This is a genomic window from Streptomyces sp. CA-250714, from assembly GCF_050936705.1.
Classification (GTDB): Bacteria; Actinomycetota; Actinomycetes; order Streptomycetales; family Streptomycetaceae; genus Streptomyces.
Window position 1 is genome coordinate 2,378,664 of sequence record NZ_JBNJMI010000001.1, and the last position, 14,820, is coordinate 2,393,483.

Below are 14,820 nucleotides of genomic sequence, written 5' to 3' on the forward strand. Positions count from 1 at the left end.
GAGCCGAACGCAGAACCGGCCCGCTTGTGCGGGCCGGTTTTTGTGTCTCCTGAGGTGCTTTGTGAGGTGCCTACCACGGGTGCCGCAAGGCGTCCCCGCACGCGCCTCCGCCGGGGCCATGGCCCTGGGACGGTCCCCGACGCGGGCGCCCCGGCCGCTCAGCCCCGCTCGGCCAACCGCCACCCATGGTCCACGGGACCCAGCCCCGCACCCAGCGGGAAGCCTGCCGCGATGGCGCCCGTCGTGTACTCCTTGGCTGCCCGCGCGGCCTCCGGCACCGGCAGCCCCTTGGCCAGGTACGAGGCGAGGGCACTGGCCAGTGTGCAGCCCGTGCCGTGGGTGTGCCGGTTGTCGTGCCGCGGGGCGCGCAGCCAGTGCTCCTCGGTGCCGTCGGTGAGCAGGTCGACGGCTTCGCCGGGCAGGTGCCCGCCCTTGATCAGCGCCCAGCGCGGCCCGTGGGCCAGCACGGCGGCCGCGGCCTCGCGCAGCCCCGTCTCGTCGGTGACCCGGACGCCCGTCAGCTGTGCGACCTCGTCCAGGTTCGGGGTGACGACGGTGGCGACGGGCAGCAGCTTGCCGCGTACCGAGTCCACGGCGTCGTCCGCCAGCAGCGCGTCCCCGTGCTTGGAGACCCCCACCGGGTCGACGACCACCGGCGCCCCGGTCCCGGCCAGCAGTTCGGCGACGGTCTCCACGAGCGCCGCCGAGGCGAGCATCCCGGTCTTGACGGCCTGCACCCCGATGTCGTCCACGACGCTGCGGTACTGCGCGCGTACGGCCTCCACCGGAAGCTCCCAATAGCCCTGCACGCCGAGGGAGTTCTGCGCGGTGACGGCTGCGATCACGCTCATGCCGTGGGCGCCGAGCGCCAGCATCGTCTTCAGGTCGGCCTGGATGCCTGCGCCGCCGCCGGAGTCGGACCCGGCGACGGTCAGCACGCGCGGCGGCCCGCCGACACGGGAGTTCACATCGTCCATGGTGACGACGGTACTCAGCGCTCCGCGTCGTCGGAGAAGTGGTCCCAGCCGCCCGCCTTCGCCCAGGGGGCTCCGTCCACGGTGACGCGCGGCCGCGCGGAGGCGCCCTGCACCTCGCCGATGACGCGCCAGCGCGCCGGGAGCTTCTGGTCACGCGGGAAGGTGGCGACGATCGCGTGGTCCTCTCCCCCGGTGAGCACCCACTGGAGCGGGTCGACGCCGACGGCCTGCCCGATGTCGGCCATCTGCGCGGGGATGTCGAGGTCGGCCGAGCGGATGTCGATCCGCACCTTGCTGGCCTCGGCGATGTGCCCCAGGTCGGCCACCAGCCCGTCACTGACGTCGGTCATCGCCGTGGCGCCCAGCCCGGCGGCCGCGGGCCCGGCGTGGTACGGCGGCTCGGGGCGGCGGTGCGCCTCCACGAAGGCGCGGGGCGAGCGGAAGCCGCGGGAGAGCACCGCGTGCCCGGCGGCCGACCAGCCCAGCCATCCGGTGACGGCCACGACGTCGCCGGCCTTGGCCCCGGAGCGGGTGACCGGCTCGCGGTTGCGCAGATCGCCCAGTGCCGTGATGGAGACGGCGATGCTGTCGCCGCGCACCACATCGCCGCCGACCACGGCGGAGGCGGCGACCTGCGCCTCGTCCCTGATGCCGTCCATCAGTTCGGTCGGCCAGTTCGCGGGGAGGTCGGCGGGGACGATCAGACCGAGCAGCAGCGCGGTGGGGACGGCGCCCATGGCGGCGATGTCGGCGAGGTTCTGGGCCGCGGCCTTGCGGCCCACGTCGTACGCCGTCGACCAGTCGCGCCGGAAGTGCCGTCCCTCGATGAGGATGTCGGTGCTGGCCACGACCCGCCGGTCCGGGGCCGCCACCACCGCGGCGTCGTCCCCCGGGCCGATCCGGACGGCCGGGGTGGTGGTCAGCCGGGCGGTCAGCTCCCTGATGAGGCCGAACTCCCCCAGCTCCCCGACGGTGCCCTTCGTCAGCCCCCGCGCGGAGCCGTAGGGGGCCTCCGCCGCGGGCTGTGCAGGCTCGGACGCGGTACCGCCGTTCACATCCCGCATTGCTGTGCCCCTTCGCTCACTTCACTCATCGTGCATTCCCGTACGTCGTCCACGAGCCCGTAGTGCGTGTCCGTACGCCCGTGGTGCTGGTCTGTCCGGCGCGTCGTCCACCCGCCGTGGACGTCCGGCCGGCTGTCGGCGGCCCGGCCCGTCCGACCGCCACGAGGGCGGCCCGGTGGGCTCCCGGCGGCAGGGGGGACGCGGTACGGTGGCGTTTCTCTCTCGCCCTGCATGATCCTCGTCGCCCCCGTGGAGGTTCCGTGGTACAGGCGTACGTCTTGATTCAGACCGAAGTTGGCAAGGCTTCGACCGTCGCAGAGATCGTCTCCAAGATCCCCGGCGTGATCCAGGCCGAGGATGTAACGGGTCCGTACGATGTGATCGTGCGCGCCCGCGCCGACACCATGGACGACCTCGGCCGCATGGTGGTCGCCAAAGTCCAGCAAGTGGACGGCATCACCCGCACTCTGACCTGCCCCATCGTCCATCTCTAGCCCCCCGTATGCTCGCCCGGTGAGCATTCGACGCCGGGCTGCTTCCCCTCGTTCCGTCTCCGCCGTCCCCGCTTCCGCGGTGGGCGCACTGGTCGTCCTGGTCCCCCTGGTCACGGCGGGTTGCTCCGGCATCGGCGACGCGGGCCCTACGCCGCCCAGCCCTTCCGGCCGGACCGCGAAGCTGTGCCGCGCGCTGCACGACGCGCTGCCGAAGCGGGTCGACGGCCGACAGCGCGGCGAGGCCGACCCCGTCTCCGACTACACCGCCGTCTGGGGGGACCCGGCCATCGAGCTGCGCTGCGGCGTGCGCGAACCCGCCAAGCTGACCCCCGGCAACGAAGAGTACAACCCCACCGCCGACGCGGCGGAGGTGAACGGGGTGTCCTGGCTGATGGAGAAGCAGGACGACGGCTACCGCTTCACGACCACCCACCGGGCCGCCTACGTCGAGTTGACCGTACCCGACGACTACAAACCCGAGGTCGAAGCCCTCACGGACCTGAGCGACGCGGTCAAGCACACGGTGCCCAAACGGAAAGAGGACTGACCGTCACGGGGGGGGCTCGGGGGCGAAGCCCCCGGCCGATTGCCTACCGCAGGCCCGTCGGGCGGTTCAGGGCCGACTGGATGAGGCGGTCTACCAGTTCGGGGTAGCTGACGCCGGTCTCCTGCCACATGCGCGGATACATCGAGATGGGCGTGAAGCCCGGCATCGTGTTGATCTCGTTGATCACGAACTCGCCGTTCTCGCACAGGAAGAAGTCGGCCCGCACCAGCCCCTCGCAGGAGGCCGCCTCGAAGGCCCGTACGGCCAGCTCCCGCACCCGTGCCGTCTCCTCCTCGGTCAGCGAGGCGGGCACGATACCGGAGGCGGAGTCGATGTACTTCGCCTCGAAGTCGTAGAAGTCGTGGTCGCTGACCGGCGGGATCTCGGCGGGCACACTGGCACGCGGTCCGTCCTCGAACTCCAGGACGCCGCACTCGATCTCACGGCCGCGCAGCAGCGACTCGACGATGATCTTCGGGTCGTGCCGCCGGGCCACCTCGACCGCCTCGTCCAGCCCGCCCAGGCCGTCCACCTTGGTGATGCCCATGGACGAGCCGGCCCGGGCCGGCTTGATGAAGACCGGCCAACCCTGCTCGGAGGCGAAGTCGACGATCTTCTTGCGCGCCGCCGCGGGATCCACCTCCCACTCACGCGGCCTGACGGTGACGTACGGGCCGACCGGCAGTCCGAAGGAGACGAAGATCCGCTTCATGTACTCCTTGTCCATGCCGACGGCCGAGGACAGCACGCCCGAGCCGACGTAGGGGATCCCCGCCAGCTCCAGCATCCCCTGGAGGGTGCCGTCCTCGCCGTACGGGCCGTGCAGTACGGGAAAGACGACGTCGATCTCGCCCAGCACCTTGGGCATCTGCCCGGGCTCGGTGTGCACGACCTCGCGGCTGCCGGGTGAGACGGGCAGCTGCACCCCGCCGGTGTCGGACTCGGACAGCTGCTCCACCGTGGGCAGCTTGCGGTCCTCGATGGCCATCCGGGCCGGGTCGTCGGCCGCCAGCGCCCAGCGGCCGTCCGCGGTGATACCGATCGGCAGCACCTCGTACTTGTCGCGGTCGATGGCGCCGAGCACCGCGCCGGCCGTCAGGACCGAGATCTGGTGCTCTGAGTTGCGTCCGCCGAAGACGACGGCGACTCGGGGCTTGGGGGCGGGGCTCTGGCTGCTCATATCGCTGGGACTTTACCGCGTCGTAGCCGCGCTGCCGACGCGGACGCCCCCGTGGCGCCGAGGTGCCGTACCGGGCAGCTCAACAGCCGCTCCGCCGTGCGCTCAGGCCCGTTCGGGCTTGGCACTGCGGGACATCAGCTCCTTGAGCGCCACCAGCGGCGGCTTGCCCTCGTGGACGATCTCCACGACGGTCTCGGTGATCGGCATCTCCACCCCGTGCCGCCGCGCCAGGTCCAGCACGGACTGGCAGGACTTGACGCCCTCCGCGGTCTGCTCGGTGACCGCGATCGTCTCCTGGAGGGTCATGCCCCGGCCGAGGTTGGTGCCGAAGGTGTGGTTGCGGGACAGCGGCGAGGAGCAGGTGGCCACCAGGTCGCCCATACCGGCCAGCCCGGCGAAGGTGTGCGCCTCCGCGCCCATGGCGAGGCCGAGCCGGGTGGTCTCGGCCAGCCCGCGGGTGATCAGTGACGCCTTGGAGTTGTCGCCCAGGCCCATCCCGTCGGCGATGCCCACGGCCAGCGCGATGACGTTCTTGACCGCGCCGCCCAGCTCGCAGCCGACCACGTCGGTGCTGGTGTAGGGCCGGAAGTACGGGGTGTGGCAGGCGCTCTGCACGGCGCGTGCCGCCTCCTCGTCCACGCACGCGGCGACGGCGGCGGCGGGCTGCCGGGCGGCGATCTCACGGGCCAGATTGGGCCCGGTCAGTACGGCGACGCGCTCGGCTGGGACCCCGGCGACCTCCTGGATGACCTCGCTCATCCGCTTGGCGGTGCCGAGTTCGATGCCCTTCATCAGGGAGACGAGCACCGTGCCGGGGTGCAGCAGCCCACGCCACGACTCCAGGTTGGCGCGCAGCGTCTGGGAGGGGACGGAGAGCACGGTGAACTCCGCGTCCCGGGCCGCGTCGGCGGGTTCTGTGGTGGCCCGCACCGCGGCGGGGAGTTCGGTGTCGGGGTGGTATCCGGGGTTGCGGCACGTGGTGTTGATCGCCTCGACGACCTCGGCCCGACGGCCCCACAGGGTCACGTCCACCCCTGCGTCGGCGAGCACCATCGCGAAGGCGGTGCCCCAGGAGCCGGTGCCGAACACGGCGGCCTTCCTCCGGTGTTCCTGCTGCCGCCCGTCCTGCCGGCTCACGCGTTCTTCTCTCCCTCTGCCGCCTCGGCCGTGGCCGGTGCCTGACCGGCCGGCTCGTGCTGTCCTGTCACCTCGCGCACCTCGGGCGACTGCTCCCGGGTGGCCCGCTGCTCGCGCCTGCGGACCGCCGCCTTGCGCATGTCGTACCGCTCGGCGGGCGCGGGCTCGCCGCGGATGGCGGCGAGCTGCTCGGTGACGGCATCCATCATGACGTCGGTGACCTCGCGGAGCACCTCGGCGGTGGGCTCCCGGTCGTAGAACGCGGACAGGTCGATGGGCGGGCCCGCCTGCACGGTGAGGGTCTTGCGCGGGAAGAGCCGCAGCTTCTTCTCCTTGGCGTACGGCGGCATCGCGAGGTTGGCGCCCCACTGGGCGACGGGGATGACGGGCGCCCTGGTCAGCAGCGCGACCCGGGCAGCGCCGGTCTTGCCGGTCATCGGCCACATCTCCGGGTCGCGGGTGAGGGTGCCCTCCGGGTAGAAGGCGACGCACTCGCCCTTCTCGATGGCCTCCACGGCGGCCCGGAAGGCGCCCACCGCGTCGGTGGACTCGCGATAGACGGGGATCTGCCCGGTGCCGCGCATCGCGGCGCCCAGGAAGCCGCCCTTGAACAGCCCCACCTTGGCCAGGAACCGCGGGACCCGGCCGGTGTTGTACTGGAAGTGGGCGTAGGAGAGCGGGTCGAGATACGAGTTGTGGTTGACGACGGTGATAAAGCCGCCGTCGTGCGGAATGTGCTCCATTCCGCGCCAGTCCCGCTTGAAGAACAGGATGAGCGGGGGTTTCAGCAGGAACGCCGCGAGGCGGTACCAGAAGCCGATCTTCCTGCGTTTACCGTCACTCCCCGGCATTGCGCGCCCCCTTCGGCTCGGCTTTTCCGGCCGGTGCTCTCGGGGTTGCTCCCGGGGCGGACACGGTTTGGCGGGACACCCGGACACCATCTCCTTAGGGGGCTCCTTGTGGGGCCCTTCCTCTGGGGGCAAATCGACAACCGCACAAGTGTCGCCGCGGACTGCCTCGCTGTCGAGCACACTGTCCGTGCTCGACTGTGGGGCACACGGTAACCCCACCCCCGTCGCACCGCTCGGGGAGCAGGCGAGAATGGGGCCGATGAAGCCACATGTGACGCCCGTGACGTGGACTCTTGTGGTGCCGCTGAAGCCTCTCTCCCGGGCCAAGAGCCGGCTTGCCGGCGCCGCCACGGGCCCTCCCCTGCCCGAGCTGGCGCTGGCGTTCGCCCAGGACACCGTGAGTGCGGCGCTCGACTGCCCGGCAGTGCGCGATGTGGTGGTTGTCACGGACGATCCGCTGGCCGCCGGTGAACTGCGCACGCTGGGCGCGCGCCCGGTGCCCGATCTGCCGGGCGACGGGCTGAACGCGGCGCTCGCGCACGGGGCCGCGACGGCGCGCGCCGCGGATCCCGCCGCGGCTGTCGCCGCCCTCAACGCGGATCTGCCGGCGCTGCGGCCCGCGGAATTGGAACGGGTACTGAATGCGGCTTCCGGATTTTCCCGTGCTTTTCTTCCCGACGCCGCGGAAATCGGCACAACTGTGCTGACAGCCCTCCCGCAGGCTGAGCTTTCCCCCGCTTTCGGCGGCCCCTCCCGGATCCGGCACCGGGCCTCCGGCGCGGTGGAACTGGCGCTGCCGGGAGTTCCCAGCGTGCGGCAGGACGTGGATACGCCCGAGGATCTGCGAGCGGCACTCGCGCTGGGCGTCGGCGATTTCACCTCGGCACTGCTCGCCGGGCCAGTACCGGAACCGGGCCGCTAGGCTGCCGCTATGCAGGCCACGGCATACACCTACGACCCGGAGTCCCGGTCCGGCAGCGTGCTGCTGGACGACGGCACCCCGCTGCCCTTCGAGGCTCCCGCCTTCGACGCGGGCGGCCTCCGCCTGCTCCGCCCCGGCCAACGGGTCCGTATCGAACTCGAAGGCGAAGCCGAGACCCGCCGCATCACCCTGGTGACCCTCCAGACCCTGTAAGGGCGGAGCCCCCGGCTTCTGTGCCGCCGCGACGGCGGCGAACACGCCGCGGGCCGGGCTCCCCCGAGGGAGCCCGGCCCGGCGCTGGCGTTGCGGCCCGTGGCCGCGTGTGTTCCCGTGCCCGCCAGTGCCGGCGTACTGCCGCCAGTGGTGGGAGGGATCGTTTCACCCGCTGAAGTGCGGGATACCGAGATCTCCGGCTCACCGCCTCCGCGAGGTGGTCTTCTTGGCGGTGGTCTTGCGGGCCGCGGTCTTCCGCGCGGGCGCCTTCTTGGCGGTGCTCTTGCGGGCCGGTGCCTTCTTGGCCGTGGTCTTGGCCGGGGCCTTCTTGGCGGTGGTCTTCTTGGCGGCGGTGGTCTTCGCCGGAGCCTTCTTCGCCGCCGCCTTCTTCGCGGGCGCCGCCTTCTTCGCCGTCGTCTTCTTCGCGGGTGCGGCCTTCTTCGCCGTGGTCTTCTTCGCGCCTGCCTTCTTGGCCGTGGCCTTCTTGGTGGCCGTACCGCCGGAGAGGCTGCCCTTGGGGGCCTTCTTGACCGCGACATCGTTCTTGGGGAGCTTCTTCGCTCCGCTCACCAGGTCCTTGAAGCCCGCACCGGCGCGGAAGCGCGGTACGGAGGTCTTCTTCACCCGCACCCGCTCACCGGTCTGCGGGTTGCGAGCGTAACGGGCCGGTCGGTCGACCTTCTCGAAAGAGCCGAAGCCGGTGACCGAAACACGCTCACCGGCGACGACCGCACGAACGATCGCGTCCAGGACTACATCGACCGCATCCGCGGCCTGCTGGCGTCCACCGAGGTCATCTTGGATAGCTTCAACGAGCTGCGCCTTGTTCACGTCTTCCCCTTCGGAGACATTGCCGGAACGAATGTGTTCAGCTTTTTCGCACGTTAGGCAGATATATACCGCAAATCAAACACGAAACGGGCGAATCACCCTTGTGCCGCAACGAACTCGCCCGTCACGGAGTTCCGTCCGCGCACACGTCCCGTTGCCCGGCGCTGAATCGCCCCTCGTCGACGTCGGCCATCAGGCGCTCCAGACGCCGTTCGGCGTCGGCGAGATCGTGTTTGGAAGCCGCGGTGATGACGAGCAGCTTCCGGGCCAGCGGCACCCGTGCGCTCTGCGGAATTTGCGGGGAGCGCACCCGGGAGTGCGCTTCCTTCAGTCGGGCGGCGAGTCGGTCGTAGAGCTCCAGTTGACCGTCGCGTTCCATGCGGTGATTGTGCCATCTGGGGTGAGTTGTCGCTTCCAGCGGGTCAGCGTAGGGCGGGGACGTGCGAGGTGTAGCCGCCAACTCCGCTGGGCAGAGCCTTTGTTGACACCTCGCGGCGAGTCGTGCGGGCGAGTCGCGAACAGCACTGTGCCTCAGTGCGACAGGAGCCGGCGTCAAGACTAATTCACGTCATTCGCCAGCGCACGCGTGTGCACATACGTGCCGCATACAGCCGCACTGCCCACACGTACCGCACACAGCACCGCGCCCCCACCGGAGTGCGGTGGGGGCGCGGTGGCGCGACGTTTTGAGGGGTACTCAGCCTCTCAGGCGGTGAGCGTGCGCGGTTTGAAGGAGGCCCTGGACTTCTCGAAGTCCGCGATGGCGTCCTCGTTCTTCAGGGTGAGGCTGATGTCGTCCAGCCCTTCCAGCAGCCGCCAACGGGCGTTCTCGTCCAGCTCAAAGTCCGCGTCGATACCAGGCGCCACCACCTTGCGCCGTACCAGGTCCACGGTCACCTCGGCGGTCGGGTCGGCCTCCGTCAGCTGCCAGAGCGCGTCCACGGTCTCCTGCGGCAGCACCACCGTGAGCAGGCCGTTCTTCAGCGAGTTGCCGCGGAAGATGTCGGCGAACCGCGAGGAGATGACGGCCTTGAAGCCGTAGTTCTGCAGCGCCCAGACGGCGTGCTCACGCGACGAACCGGTACCGAAGTCCGGGCCCGCGACCAGCACGGTCGCGCCCTGGTGGGCAGGCTGGTTGAGCACAAACTCCGGGTCCTTGCGCCACGCCTCGAACAGGCCGTCCTCGAAGCCGTCGCGGGTGACCTTCTTGAGCCAGTGGGCCGGGATGATCTGGTCGGTGTCGACGTTGCTGCGGCGCAGCGGAACGGCCCGGCCGGTGTGTGTGGTGAAGGCTTCCATGTCTTCCCTATCCCTTCAGCTTCCTCGGCCCGTCAGACCGCGGCCGGTTCGCGTACGTCCGCCAGATCGGCCGGCGAGGCCAGGTGGCCCAGTACCGCGGTCGCCGCCGCCACCTGCGGCGAGACCAGATGGGTACGGCCTCCCTTGCCCTGCCTGCCCTCGAAGTTGCGGTTCGAGGTGGAGGCGGCGCGCTCACCCGGCTGGAGCTGGTCGGGGTTCATGCCCAGGCACATCGAACAGCCGGCGTGCCGCCATTCGGCGCCCGCCGCCGTGAACACCTTGTCCAGCCCTTCCTCGACGGCTTGCAGCGACACCCGTACGGAGCCGGGAACGACCAGCATCCGCACGCTGTCGGCGACCTTGCGGCCCTCCAGCACCGAGGCGGCCGAACGCAGGTCCTCGATACGGCCGTTGGTGCACGAGCCGACGAAGACGGTGTCGACGGCGACCTCGCGCAGCGGCTGACCCGCCCTCAGCCCCATGTAGTCCAGGGCCTTCTCGGCCGCGTACCGCTCGCTGGCGTCCTGGAAGGAGGCCGGGTCGGGCACCGAGTGCGACAGCGGAGCGCCCTGGCCGGGGTTGGTGCCCCAGGTGACGAACGGCGCCAGCTCGGCGGCCTCGATGACGACCTCGTGGTCGAAGACCGCGTCCTCGTCGGTGCGCAGCGTCTTCCAGTAGGCGACGGCCTCGTCCCAGTCCGCGCCCTTGGGGGCGTGCTCGCGGCCCTCGACGTAGGCGAAGGTGGTCTCGTCCGGGGCGATCATCCCGGCCCTGGCGCCCGCCTCGATGGACATGTTGCAGATCGTCATCCGCGCTTCCATCGACAGCTTCTCGATGGCCTCGCCGCGGTACTCGATCACATAGCCCTGACCACCGCCGGTGCCGATCTTGGTGATGATGGCGAGGATCAGGTCCTTGGCGGTGACGTCCTCGGGCAGCTCACCGTTCACGGTGACCGCCATGGTCTTGAACGGCGCCATCGGCAGCGTCTGGGTGGCCAGTACGTGCTCCACCTGGGAGGTGCCGATACCGAAGGCCAGCGCGCCGAACGCGCCGTGGGTGGAGGTGTGGCTGTCACCGCAGACCACCGTCATCCCGGGCTGGGTCAGCCCCAGCTGCGGCCCCACGACGTGTACGACGCCCTGTTCGACGTCGCCCAGCGGGTGCAGCCGCACCCCGAAATCCGCACAGTTCTTGCGCAGTGTCTCCAACTGGGTGCGGGAGACCGGGTCGGCGATCGGCTTGTCGATGTCGAGGGTGGGGGTGTTGTGGTCCTCGGTCGCGATGGTCAGATCCGTACGCCGCACGGCACGGCCCGCCTTACGGAGTCCGTCGAAGGCCTGCGGGCTGGTCACCTCGTGCAGCAGGTGGAGATCGATGAAGAGAAGGTCCGGCTCGCCTTCCGCGCGCCTGACGACATGGTCGTCCCAGACTTTCTCCGCGAGTGTGCGTCCCATCGCTTTCCCTCCGGCCGGCAGCGCCGCCGGCCACATGTCGAGATCAGTTCCACCTCCCCCCGGCCTTCGGCCAGGGGTCCCCCAGAAGCGGCGGTCGTCCCTCAAGGTTGGCGGGTCGCCGGGAAAATTGAACTTGCGTTTCACACTCTGAGACGTGAGTATCGACGCATGGACAACTCTAGCGGCGTCGGCGTTCTCGACAAGGCAGCTCTGGTACTGAGCGCTCTGGAGTCCGGTCCGGCCACCCTCGCCGGGCTGGTCTCAGCGACCGGTCTCGCGCGCCCCACGGCGCACCGGCTCGCGGTGGCTCTCGAGCACCACCGCATGGTGGCCCGCGACATGCAGGGCCGTTTCATCCTCGGCCCGCGGCTGGGCGAGCTGGCCGCGGCGGCGGGCGAGGACCGGCTGCTCGCGGCGGCGGGCCCGGTGCTCACCCACCTACGCGATGTGACCGGCGAGAGCGCCCAGCTCTACCGGCGCCAGGGCGATATGCGCATCTGTGTCGCCGCCGCCGAACGCCTCTCCGGCCTGCGCGACACCGTGCCGGTCGGCTCCACGTTGCCCATGAAGGCGGGTTCCGCCGCGCAGATCCTGATGGCCTGGGAGGAGCCCGAGCGGCTGCACCGCGGCCTCCAGGGCGCCCGGTTCACCGCCACCGCGCTCTCCGGCGTACGACGCCGCGGCTGGGCCCAGTCGATCGGCGAGCGCGAGCCGGGCGTCGCGTCCGTCTCCGCGCCCGTACGCGGCCCCTCGAACCGCGTGGTGGCTGCCGTGTCCGTCTCAGGCCCCATCGAGCGCCTGACCCGCCACCCCGGCCGTATGCACGCGCAGGCCATCGTCGACGCCGCTGCCCGCCTCAGCGAATCGCTCCGCCGCCCAGGCTGAGGGCTCCCGTCTCACGGGCAGGCTCCTCACGGGCAGGCTCCGGACGACCCTTGCGAGGGTCCGGAGCCTGCCCGTGAGCGCGCACGACGAAGGCCCCGCACCTGAGGTGCGGGGCCTTCTTGATCGAGTACCCCCGACCGGATTCGAACCGGCGCTACCGCCTTGAGAGGGCGGCGTGCTAGGCCGCTACACAACGGGGGCCCTGCTGCGATCCCGGCCTTGCGGACGGAATCCGTACCCCCGACCGGATTCGAACCGGCGCTACCGCCTTGAGAGGGCGGCGTGCTAGGCCGCTACACAACGGGGGCTCGATCTCGCAGAACGTGAACACTGCTGAACAGACAGCGCTTATCAACTACGGATCTTGCTGGGCTACCAGGACTCGAACCTAGACTAACTGAACCAGAATCAGTCGTGCTGCCAATTACACCATAGCCCACCGAAACGCAACCCCCTGTGGGGATTTTGTTTGGATGGCCGCCTCCGGCTCCGGCCCTTTGCGGGCCGCCCCGTTCGGCGACAGGAAGAACATTACCCGATGGCGGACGGTGCTCCAAAACGAGTTCCAGGGGCCCGTTCCGGGGCACCGTCCCCACCTCGGCGGCTACGAACCGAGCTTGGCCAGGGCCGTATCGATGCGCTCCAGGGTGCGGTCCCTGCCGAGGACCTGGAGGGACTCGAAGAGGGGCAGGCCGACGGTGCGGCCTGTGACGGCGACGCGGACCGGCGCCTGGGCCTTGCCCAGCTTCAGGCCGTGCTCCTCGCCGGCGGCCAGTACGGCCTCCTTGAGCGCCTCGGGGGAGGTCCAGTCGGCCGTCTCCAGCTTGGCGCGGGCCGTGCGGAGAAGGGCGTCCGAGCCCTCCTTCATCGCCTTCTGCCAGGACTTCTCGTCCTCCACCGGCCGGTCCAGGAAGAGGAAGTCGACGTTGTCGGTGATGTCGGAGAGGACCGTCAGACGGGTCTGGGCCAGCGGGGCCAGCTCCTCGAACGCCTGCTGGGAGAAGTTCGACTCGTCCCAGGGGGCGTAGGGGGCCTTCAGCCACGGCTCGCAGGCGGCGATGAAGTCCTTCAGCGGCATCTCCCGCAGATGCGTGGCGTTGATGGCCTCGCACTTCTTCAGATCGAAGCGTGCCGGGTTGGAGTTGACCTCGTGAATGTCGAAGGCGGCGACCATCTCGTCGACGGAGAAGATGTCGCGGTCCTCGGCGAGGGACCAGCCGAGCAGGGAGAGGTAGTTGAGCAGGCCCTCGGGGAGGAAGCCGCGCTCGCGGTAGAGGTTGAGGGAGGACTGCGGATCGCGCTTGGAGAGCTTCTTGTTGCCCTCGCCCATGACGTAGGGCAGATGACCGAACTCCGGGACGCGGTTGGCGATGCCCAGCTCCATCAGCGCCTTGTACAGCGCGATCTGACGCGGGGTGGAGGAGAGCAGGTCCTCGCCGCGCAGCACGTGCGTGATGTCCATCAGCGCGTCGTCGACCGGGTTGACCAGCGTGTACAGCGGAGCCCCGTTGGTGCGCAGAATGCCGTAGTCGGTGACGTTCTCCGGCTGGAAGGTGATCTCGCCCCGGACCAGGTCGGTGAAGGTGATCGGCTCGTCCGGCATCCGGAAGCGGACGACATGGCTGCGGCCCTCGGCCTCGTACGCGGCGATCTGCTCGCCGGTCAGCTCGCGGCAGCGGCCGTCGTAACCGGAGGGACGGCCCTCCTTGCGGGCCTGCTCGCGGCGCTGTTCCAGCTCCTCCGCTGTGCAGTAGCAGGGGTAGGCGTAGCCGCCGTCCAGCAGCTTGCGCGCGACGTCCGCGTACTTGTCCATACGCTGGGACTGCCGGTAGGGGGCGTGCGGGCCGCCCCCCGCGACGAAGTCGCCATCAGACACAGCGGGGCCCTCGTCCCAGTCGAGGCCGAGCCAGCGCATCGCGTCCAGCAGCTGCTCGTACGACTCCTCCGAGTCGCGCGCGGCGTCGGTGTCCTCGATGCGGAAGACCAGGGTGCCGCCGGTGTGCCGGGCGTACGCCCAGTTGAACAGGGCGGTACGGACCAGACCCACATGGGGGTTACCGGTCGGGGAGGGACAGAAACGTACGCGGACGTCCGTGCCCGCGGTCCCTCCCCCTCCGGAGAACTCAGTAGTCACGCTTGATCACCTTATTGGTGAGAGTGCCGATTCCTTCGATGGTGACGGCGACCTCGTCGCCGACGTTGAGCGGGCCGACGCCCGCAGGGGTGCCGGTGAGGATGACGTCGCCGGGCAGCAGGGTCATGGCCTGGGTGATGTGGACGATCAGGTCCTCGATGGGCCGGATCATCTCGCTGGTGCGCCCCAGCTGGCGCTGTTCGCCGTTGACCGTGCACATGATGCCGACGTCCGCCGGGTCCAGCTCGGTCTCCGTCCAGGGCCCCAGCGGGCAGGAGCCGTCGAAGCCCTTGGCGCGGGCCCACTGCTTCTCCGTACGCTGCACATCACGCGCGGTGATGTCGTTGGCGCAGGTGTAGCCGAGGATGACGTCCTTGGCGCGTTCGCGCGGCACGTCCTTGCACAGCCGGCCGATGACCACGGCCAGCTCCGCCTCGTGGTGCAGTTCGTTGGAGAAGGACGGGTAGCCGATCGGGTCGTTCGGCCCGATCACCGAGGTGGACGGCTTGAGGAAGGTGACCGGGATCTCGGGGACCTCGTTGCCGAGTTCCTTGGCGTGCTCGGCGTAGTTCCTGCCGATCGCCACCACCTTGTTGGGGAGGGTGGGCGGCAGGATACGGACCTTGCTCATGGGGAGCTTCTGGCCCGTGCGCTCGAACTCTGCGAAGGGGTGGCCCTTGATGATGTCGAGGACGGGGCCCTCGGGGGTTGAGGGCTCGCCCTCGACGACGCCGAAACCTACGGTTCCGTCCAGGGAGAATCTTGCGATGCGCACGGGGGTCCTTCGGTGCGGGGTTACTGGGCCGGGGCCCAGCGTATTCCACTCACC

General features: G+C 70.1%; 16 protein-coding genes and 3 tRNA genes. 5 read left to right on the forward strand and 14 right to left on the reverse strand.

Annotation, left to right across the window (positions count from 1 at the left end):
- Positions 1-158: 158 nt before the first annotated feature.
- Together thiD and ACQEU8_RS10345 are read right to left on the reverse strand one after the other, a co-directional pair.
- Positions 159-977 (reverse strand): bifunctional hydroxymethylpyrimidine kinase/phosphomethylpyrimidine kinase, encoded by an 819-nt coding sequence (gene thiD / locus ACQEU8_RS10340; RefSeq protein ID WP_433099111.1) that lies wholly within the window; start codon positions 975-977, stop codon positions 159-161.
- A 14-nt stretch (positions 978-991) separates the two neighbouring features.
- Positions 992-2,041 carry a thiamine-phosphate kinase gene (locus ACQEU8_RS10345; protein ID WP_433099114.1) on the reverse strand — a complete coding sequence of 350 codons (1,050 nt, stop codon included), beginning with the start codon at positions 2,039-2,041 and terminating at the stop codon, positions 992-994.
- 260 nt (positions 2,042-2,301) lie between these two features.
- Here ACQEU8_RS10345 and ACQEU8_RS10350 point away from each other — a divergent pair, with 260 nt between their 5' ends.
- Together ACQEU8_RS10350 and ACQEU8_RS10355 are read left to right on the forward strand one after the other, a co-directional pair.
- A complete protein-coding gene (locus ACQEU8_RS10350) occupies positions 2,302-2,535 on the forward strand; it encodes an Lrp/AsnC family transcriptional regulator (protein WP_209237757.1) in 234 nt (77 codons plus the stop codon).
- Between the two features lie 19 nt (positions 2,536-2,554).
- Complete coding sequence (locus tag ACQEU8_RS10355; RefSeq protein ID WP_433099117.1) at positions 2,555-3,082, forward strand: DUF3515 domain-containing protein; 528 nt, start codon at positions 2,555-2,557, stop codon at positions 3,080-3,082.
- A 43-nt stretch (positions 3,083-3,125) separates the two neighbouring features.
- On the opposite strand, the gene ACQEU8_RS10360 is transcribed toward ACQEU8_RS10355, so the two are convergent.
- From ACQEU8_RS10360 to ACQEU8_RS10370, 3 genes are all read right to left on the reverse strand, one after another.
- Positions 3,126-4,262, reverse strand: coding sequence for a D-alanine--D-alanine ligase family protein (locus ACQEU8_RS10360; protein ID WP_433099119.1), 1,137 nt, complete (start codon positions 4,260-4,262; stop codon positions 3,126-3,128).
- A 102-nt stretch (positions 4,263-4,364) separates the two neighbouring features.
- A complete protein-coding gene (locus tag ACQEU8_RS10365; protein WP_433099122.1) occupies positions 4,365-5,399 on the reverse strand; it encodes an NAD(P)H-dependent glycerol-3-phosphate dehydrogenase in 1,035 nt (344 codons plus the stop codon).
- On the reverse strand, positions 5,396-6,250 hold the full coding sequence (locus ACQEU8_RS10370) for a lysophospholipid acyltransferase family protein (protein ID WP_433099124.1): 855 nt from the start codon (positions 6,248-6,250) through the stop codon (positions 5,396-5,398). The genes ACQEU8_RS10365 and ACQEU8_RS10370 overlap by 4 nt, the downstream gene beginning before the upstream one ends.
- A gap of 250 nt (positions 6,251-6,500) precedes the next feature.
- On the opposite strand from ACQEU8_RS10370, the gene cofC reads away from it, so the two are divergent.
- On the forward strand, positions 6,501-7,172 hold the full coding sequence (gene cofC, locus ACQEU8_RS10375; RefSeq protein WP_433099126.1) for a 2-phospho-L-lactate guanylyltransferase: 672 nt from the start codon (positions 6,501-6,503) through the stop codon (positions 7,170-7,172).
- Between the two features lie 9 nt (positions 7,173-7,181).
- Positions 7,182-7,385: a hypothetical protein gene (locus tag ACQEU8_RS10380; protein ID WP_433099128.1), complete on the forward strand. Its 204-nt coding sequence runs from the start codon at positions 7,182-7,184 to the stop codon at positions 7,383-7,385.
- Positions 7,386-7,586: 201 nt separating this feature from the next.
- Here ACQEU8_RS10380 and ACQEU8_RS10385 read toward each other — a convergent pair whose 3' ends face one another.
- The 4 genes from ACQEU8_RS10385 to leuC all read right to left on the reverse strand — a co-directional run bounded on the left by ACQEU8_RS10385 (position 7,587) and on the right by leuC (position 10,972).
- Positions 7,587-8,216 carry an HU family DNA-binding protein gene (locus ACQEU8_RS10385; protein WP_433099130.1) on the reverse strand — a complete coding sequence of 210 codons (630 nt, stop codon included), beginning with the start codon at positions 8,214-8,216 and terminating at the stop codon, positions 7,587-7,589.
- A 124-nt stretch (positions 8,217-8,340) separates the two neighbouring features.
- Positions 8,341-8,595: a hypothetical protein gene (locus ACQEU8_RS10390; RefSeq protein ID WP_433099133.1), complete on the reverse strand. Its 255-nt coding sequence runs from the start codon at positions 8,593-8,595 to the stop codon at positions 8,341-8,343.
- 326 nt (positions 8,596-8,921) lie between these two features.
- A complete protein-coding gene (gene leuD / locus ACQEU8_RS10395; RefSeq protein ID WP_433099135.1) occupies positions 8,922-9,515 on the reverse strand; it encodes a 3-isopropylmalate dehydratase small subunit in 594 nt (197 codons plus the stop codon).
- A gap of 32 nt (positions 9,516-9,547) precedes the next feature.
- Positions 9,548-10,972, reverse strand: a complete 1,425-nt coding sequence (leuC, locus tag ACQEU8_RS10400) for a 3-isopropylmalate dehydratase large subunit (protein ID WP_433099138.1) — start codon at positions 10,970-10,972, stop codon at positions 9,548-9,550.
- A 168-nt stretch (positions 10,973-11,140) separates the two neighbouring features.
- Between leuC and ndgR the strand changes: the two genes are divergently transcribed.
- Positions 11,141-11,857 carry an IclR family transcriptional regulator NdgR gene (ndgR, locus tag ACQEU8_RS10405; RefSeq protein ID WP_099884559.1) on the forward strand — a complete coding sequence of 239 codons (717 nt, stop codon included), beginning with the start codon at positions 11,141-11,143 and terminating at the stop codon, positions 11,855-11,857.
- Between the two features lie 128 nt (positions 11,858-11,985).
- On the opposite strand, the gene ACQEU8_RS10410 is transcribed toward ndgR, so the two are convergent.
- From ACQEU8_RS10410 to ACQEU8_RS10430, 5 genes are all read right to left on the reverse strand, one after another.
- Positions 11,986-12,058, reverse strand: a tRNA-Glu gene (locus ACQEU8_RS10410).
- Between the two features lie 34 nt (positions 12,059-12,092).
- A tRNA-Glu gene (locus ACQEU8_RS10415) sits at positions 12,093-12,165 on the reverse strand.
- A gap of 59 nt (positions 12,166-12,224) precedes the next feature.
- Positions 12,225-12,296 (reverse strand) — tRNA-Gln (locus tag ACQEU8_RS10420).
- Positions 12,297-12,461: 165 nt separating this feature from the next.
- Positions 12,462-13,991, reverse strand: a complete 1,530-nt coding sequence (gene gltX, locus ACQEU8_RS10425; RefSeq protein WP_433099140.1) for a glutamate--tRNA ligase — start codon at positions 13,989-13,991, stop codon at positions 12,462-12,464.
- Positions 13,981-14,766, reverse strand: a complete 786-nt coding sequence (locus ACQEU8_RS10430) for a fumarylacetoacetate hydrolase family protein (protein ID WP_433099142.1) — start codon at positions 14,764-14,766, stop codon at positions 13,981-13,983. The genes gltX and ACQEU8_RS10430 overlap by 11 nt, the downstream gene beginning before the upstream one ends.
- Positions 14,767-14,820 lie beyond the last annotated feature (54 nt).

Bases quoted from the DNA above. Each gene is read 5' to 3' on its own strand.
- thiD (WP_433099111.1), bottom strand. From the start codon at position 977: ATGGACGATGTGAACTCCCGTGTCGGCGGGCCGCCGCGCGTGCTGACC.
- ACQEU8_RS10345 (WP_433099114.1), bottom strand. From the start codon at position 2,041: ATGCGGGATGTGAACGGCGGTACCGCGTCCGAGCCTGCACAGCCCGCG.
- ACQEU8_RS10360 (WP_433099119.1), bottom strand. From the start codon at position 4,262: ATGAGCAGCCAGAGCCCCGCCCCCAAGCCCCGAGTCGCCGTCGTCTTC.
- ACQEU8_RS10370 (WP_433099124.1), bottom strand. From the start codon at position 6,250: ATGCCGGGGAGTGACGGTAAACGCAGGAAGATCGGCTTCTGGTACCGC.
- cofC (WP_433099126.1), top strand. From the start codon at position 6,501: ATGGGGCCGATGAAGCCACATGTGACGCCCGTGACGTGGACTCTTGTG.
- ACQEU8_RS10380 (WP_433099128.1), top strand. From the start codon at position 7,182: ATGCAGGCCACGGCATACACCTACGACCCGGAGTCCCGGTCCGGCAGC.
- ACQEU8_RS10390 (WP_433099133.1), bottom strand. From the start codon at position 8,595: ATGGAACGCGACGGTCAACTGGAGCTCTACGACCGACTCGCCGCCCGA.
- leuD (WP_433099135.1), bottom strand. From the start codon at position 9,515: ATGGAAGCCTTCACCACACACACCGGCCGGGCCGTTCCGCTGCGCCGC.
- leuC (WP_433099138.1), bottom strand. From the start codon at position 10,972: ATGGGACGCACACTCGCGGAGAAAGTCTGGGACGACCATGTCGTCAGG.
- ndgR (WP_099884559.1), top strand. From the start codon at position 11,141: ATGGACAACTCTAGCGGCGTCGGCGTTCTCGACAAGGCAGCTCTGGTA.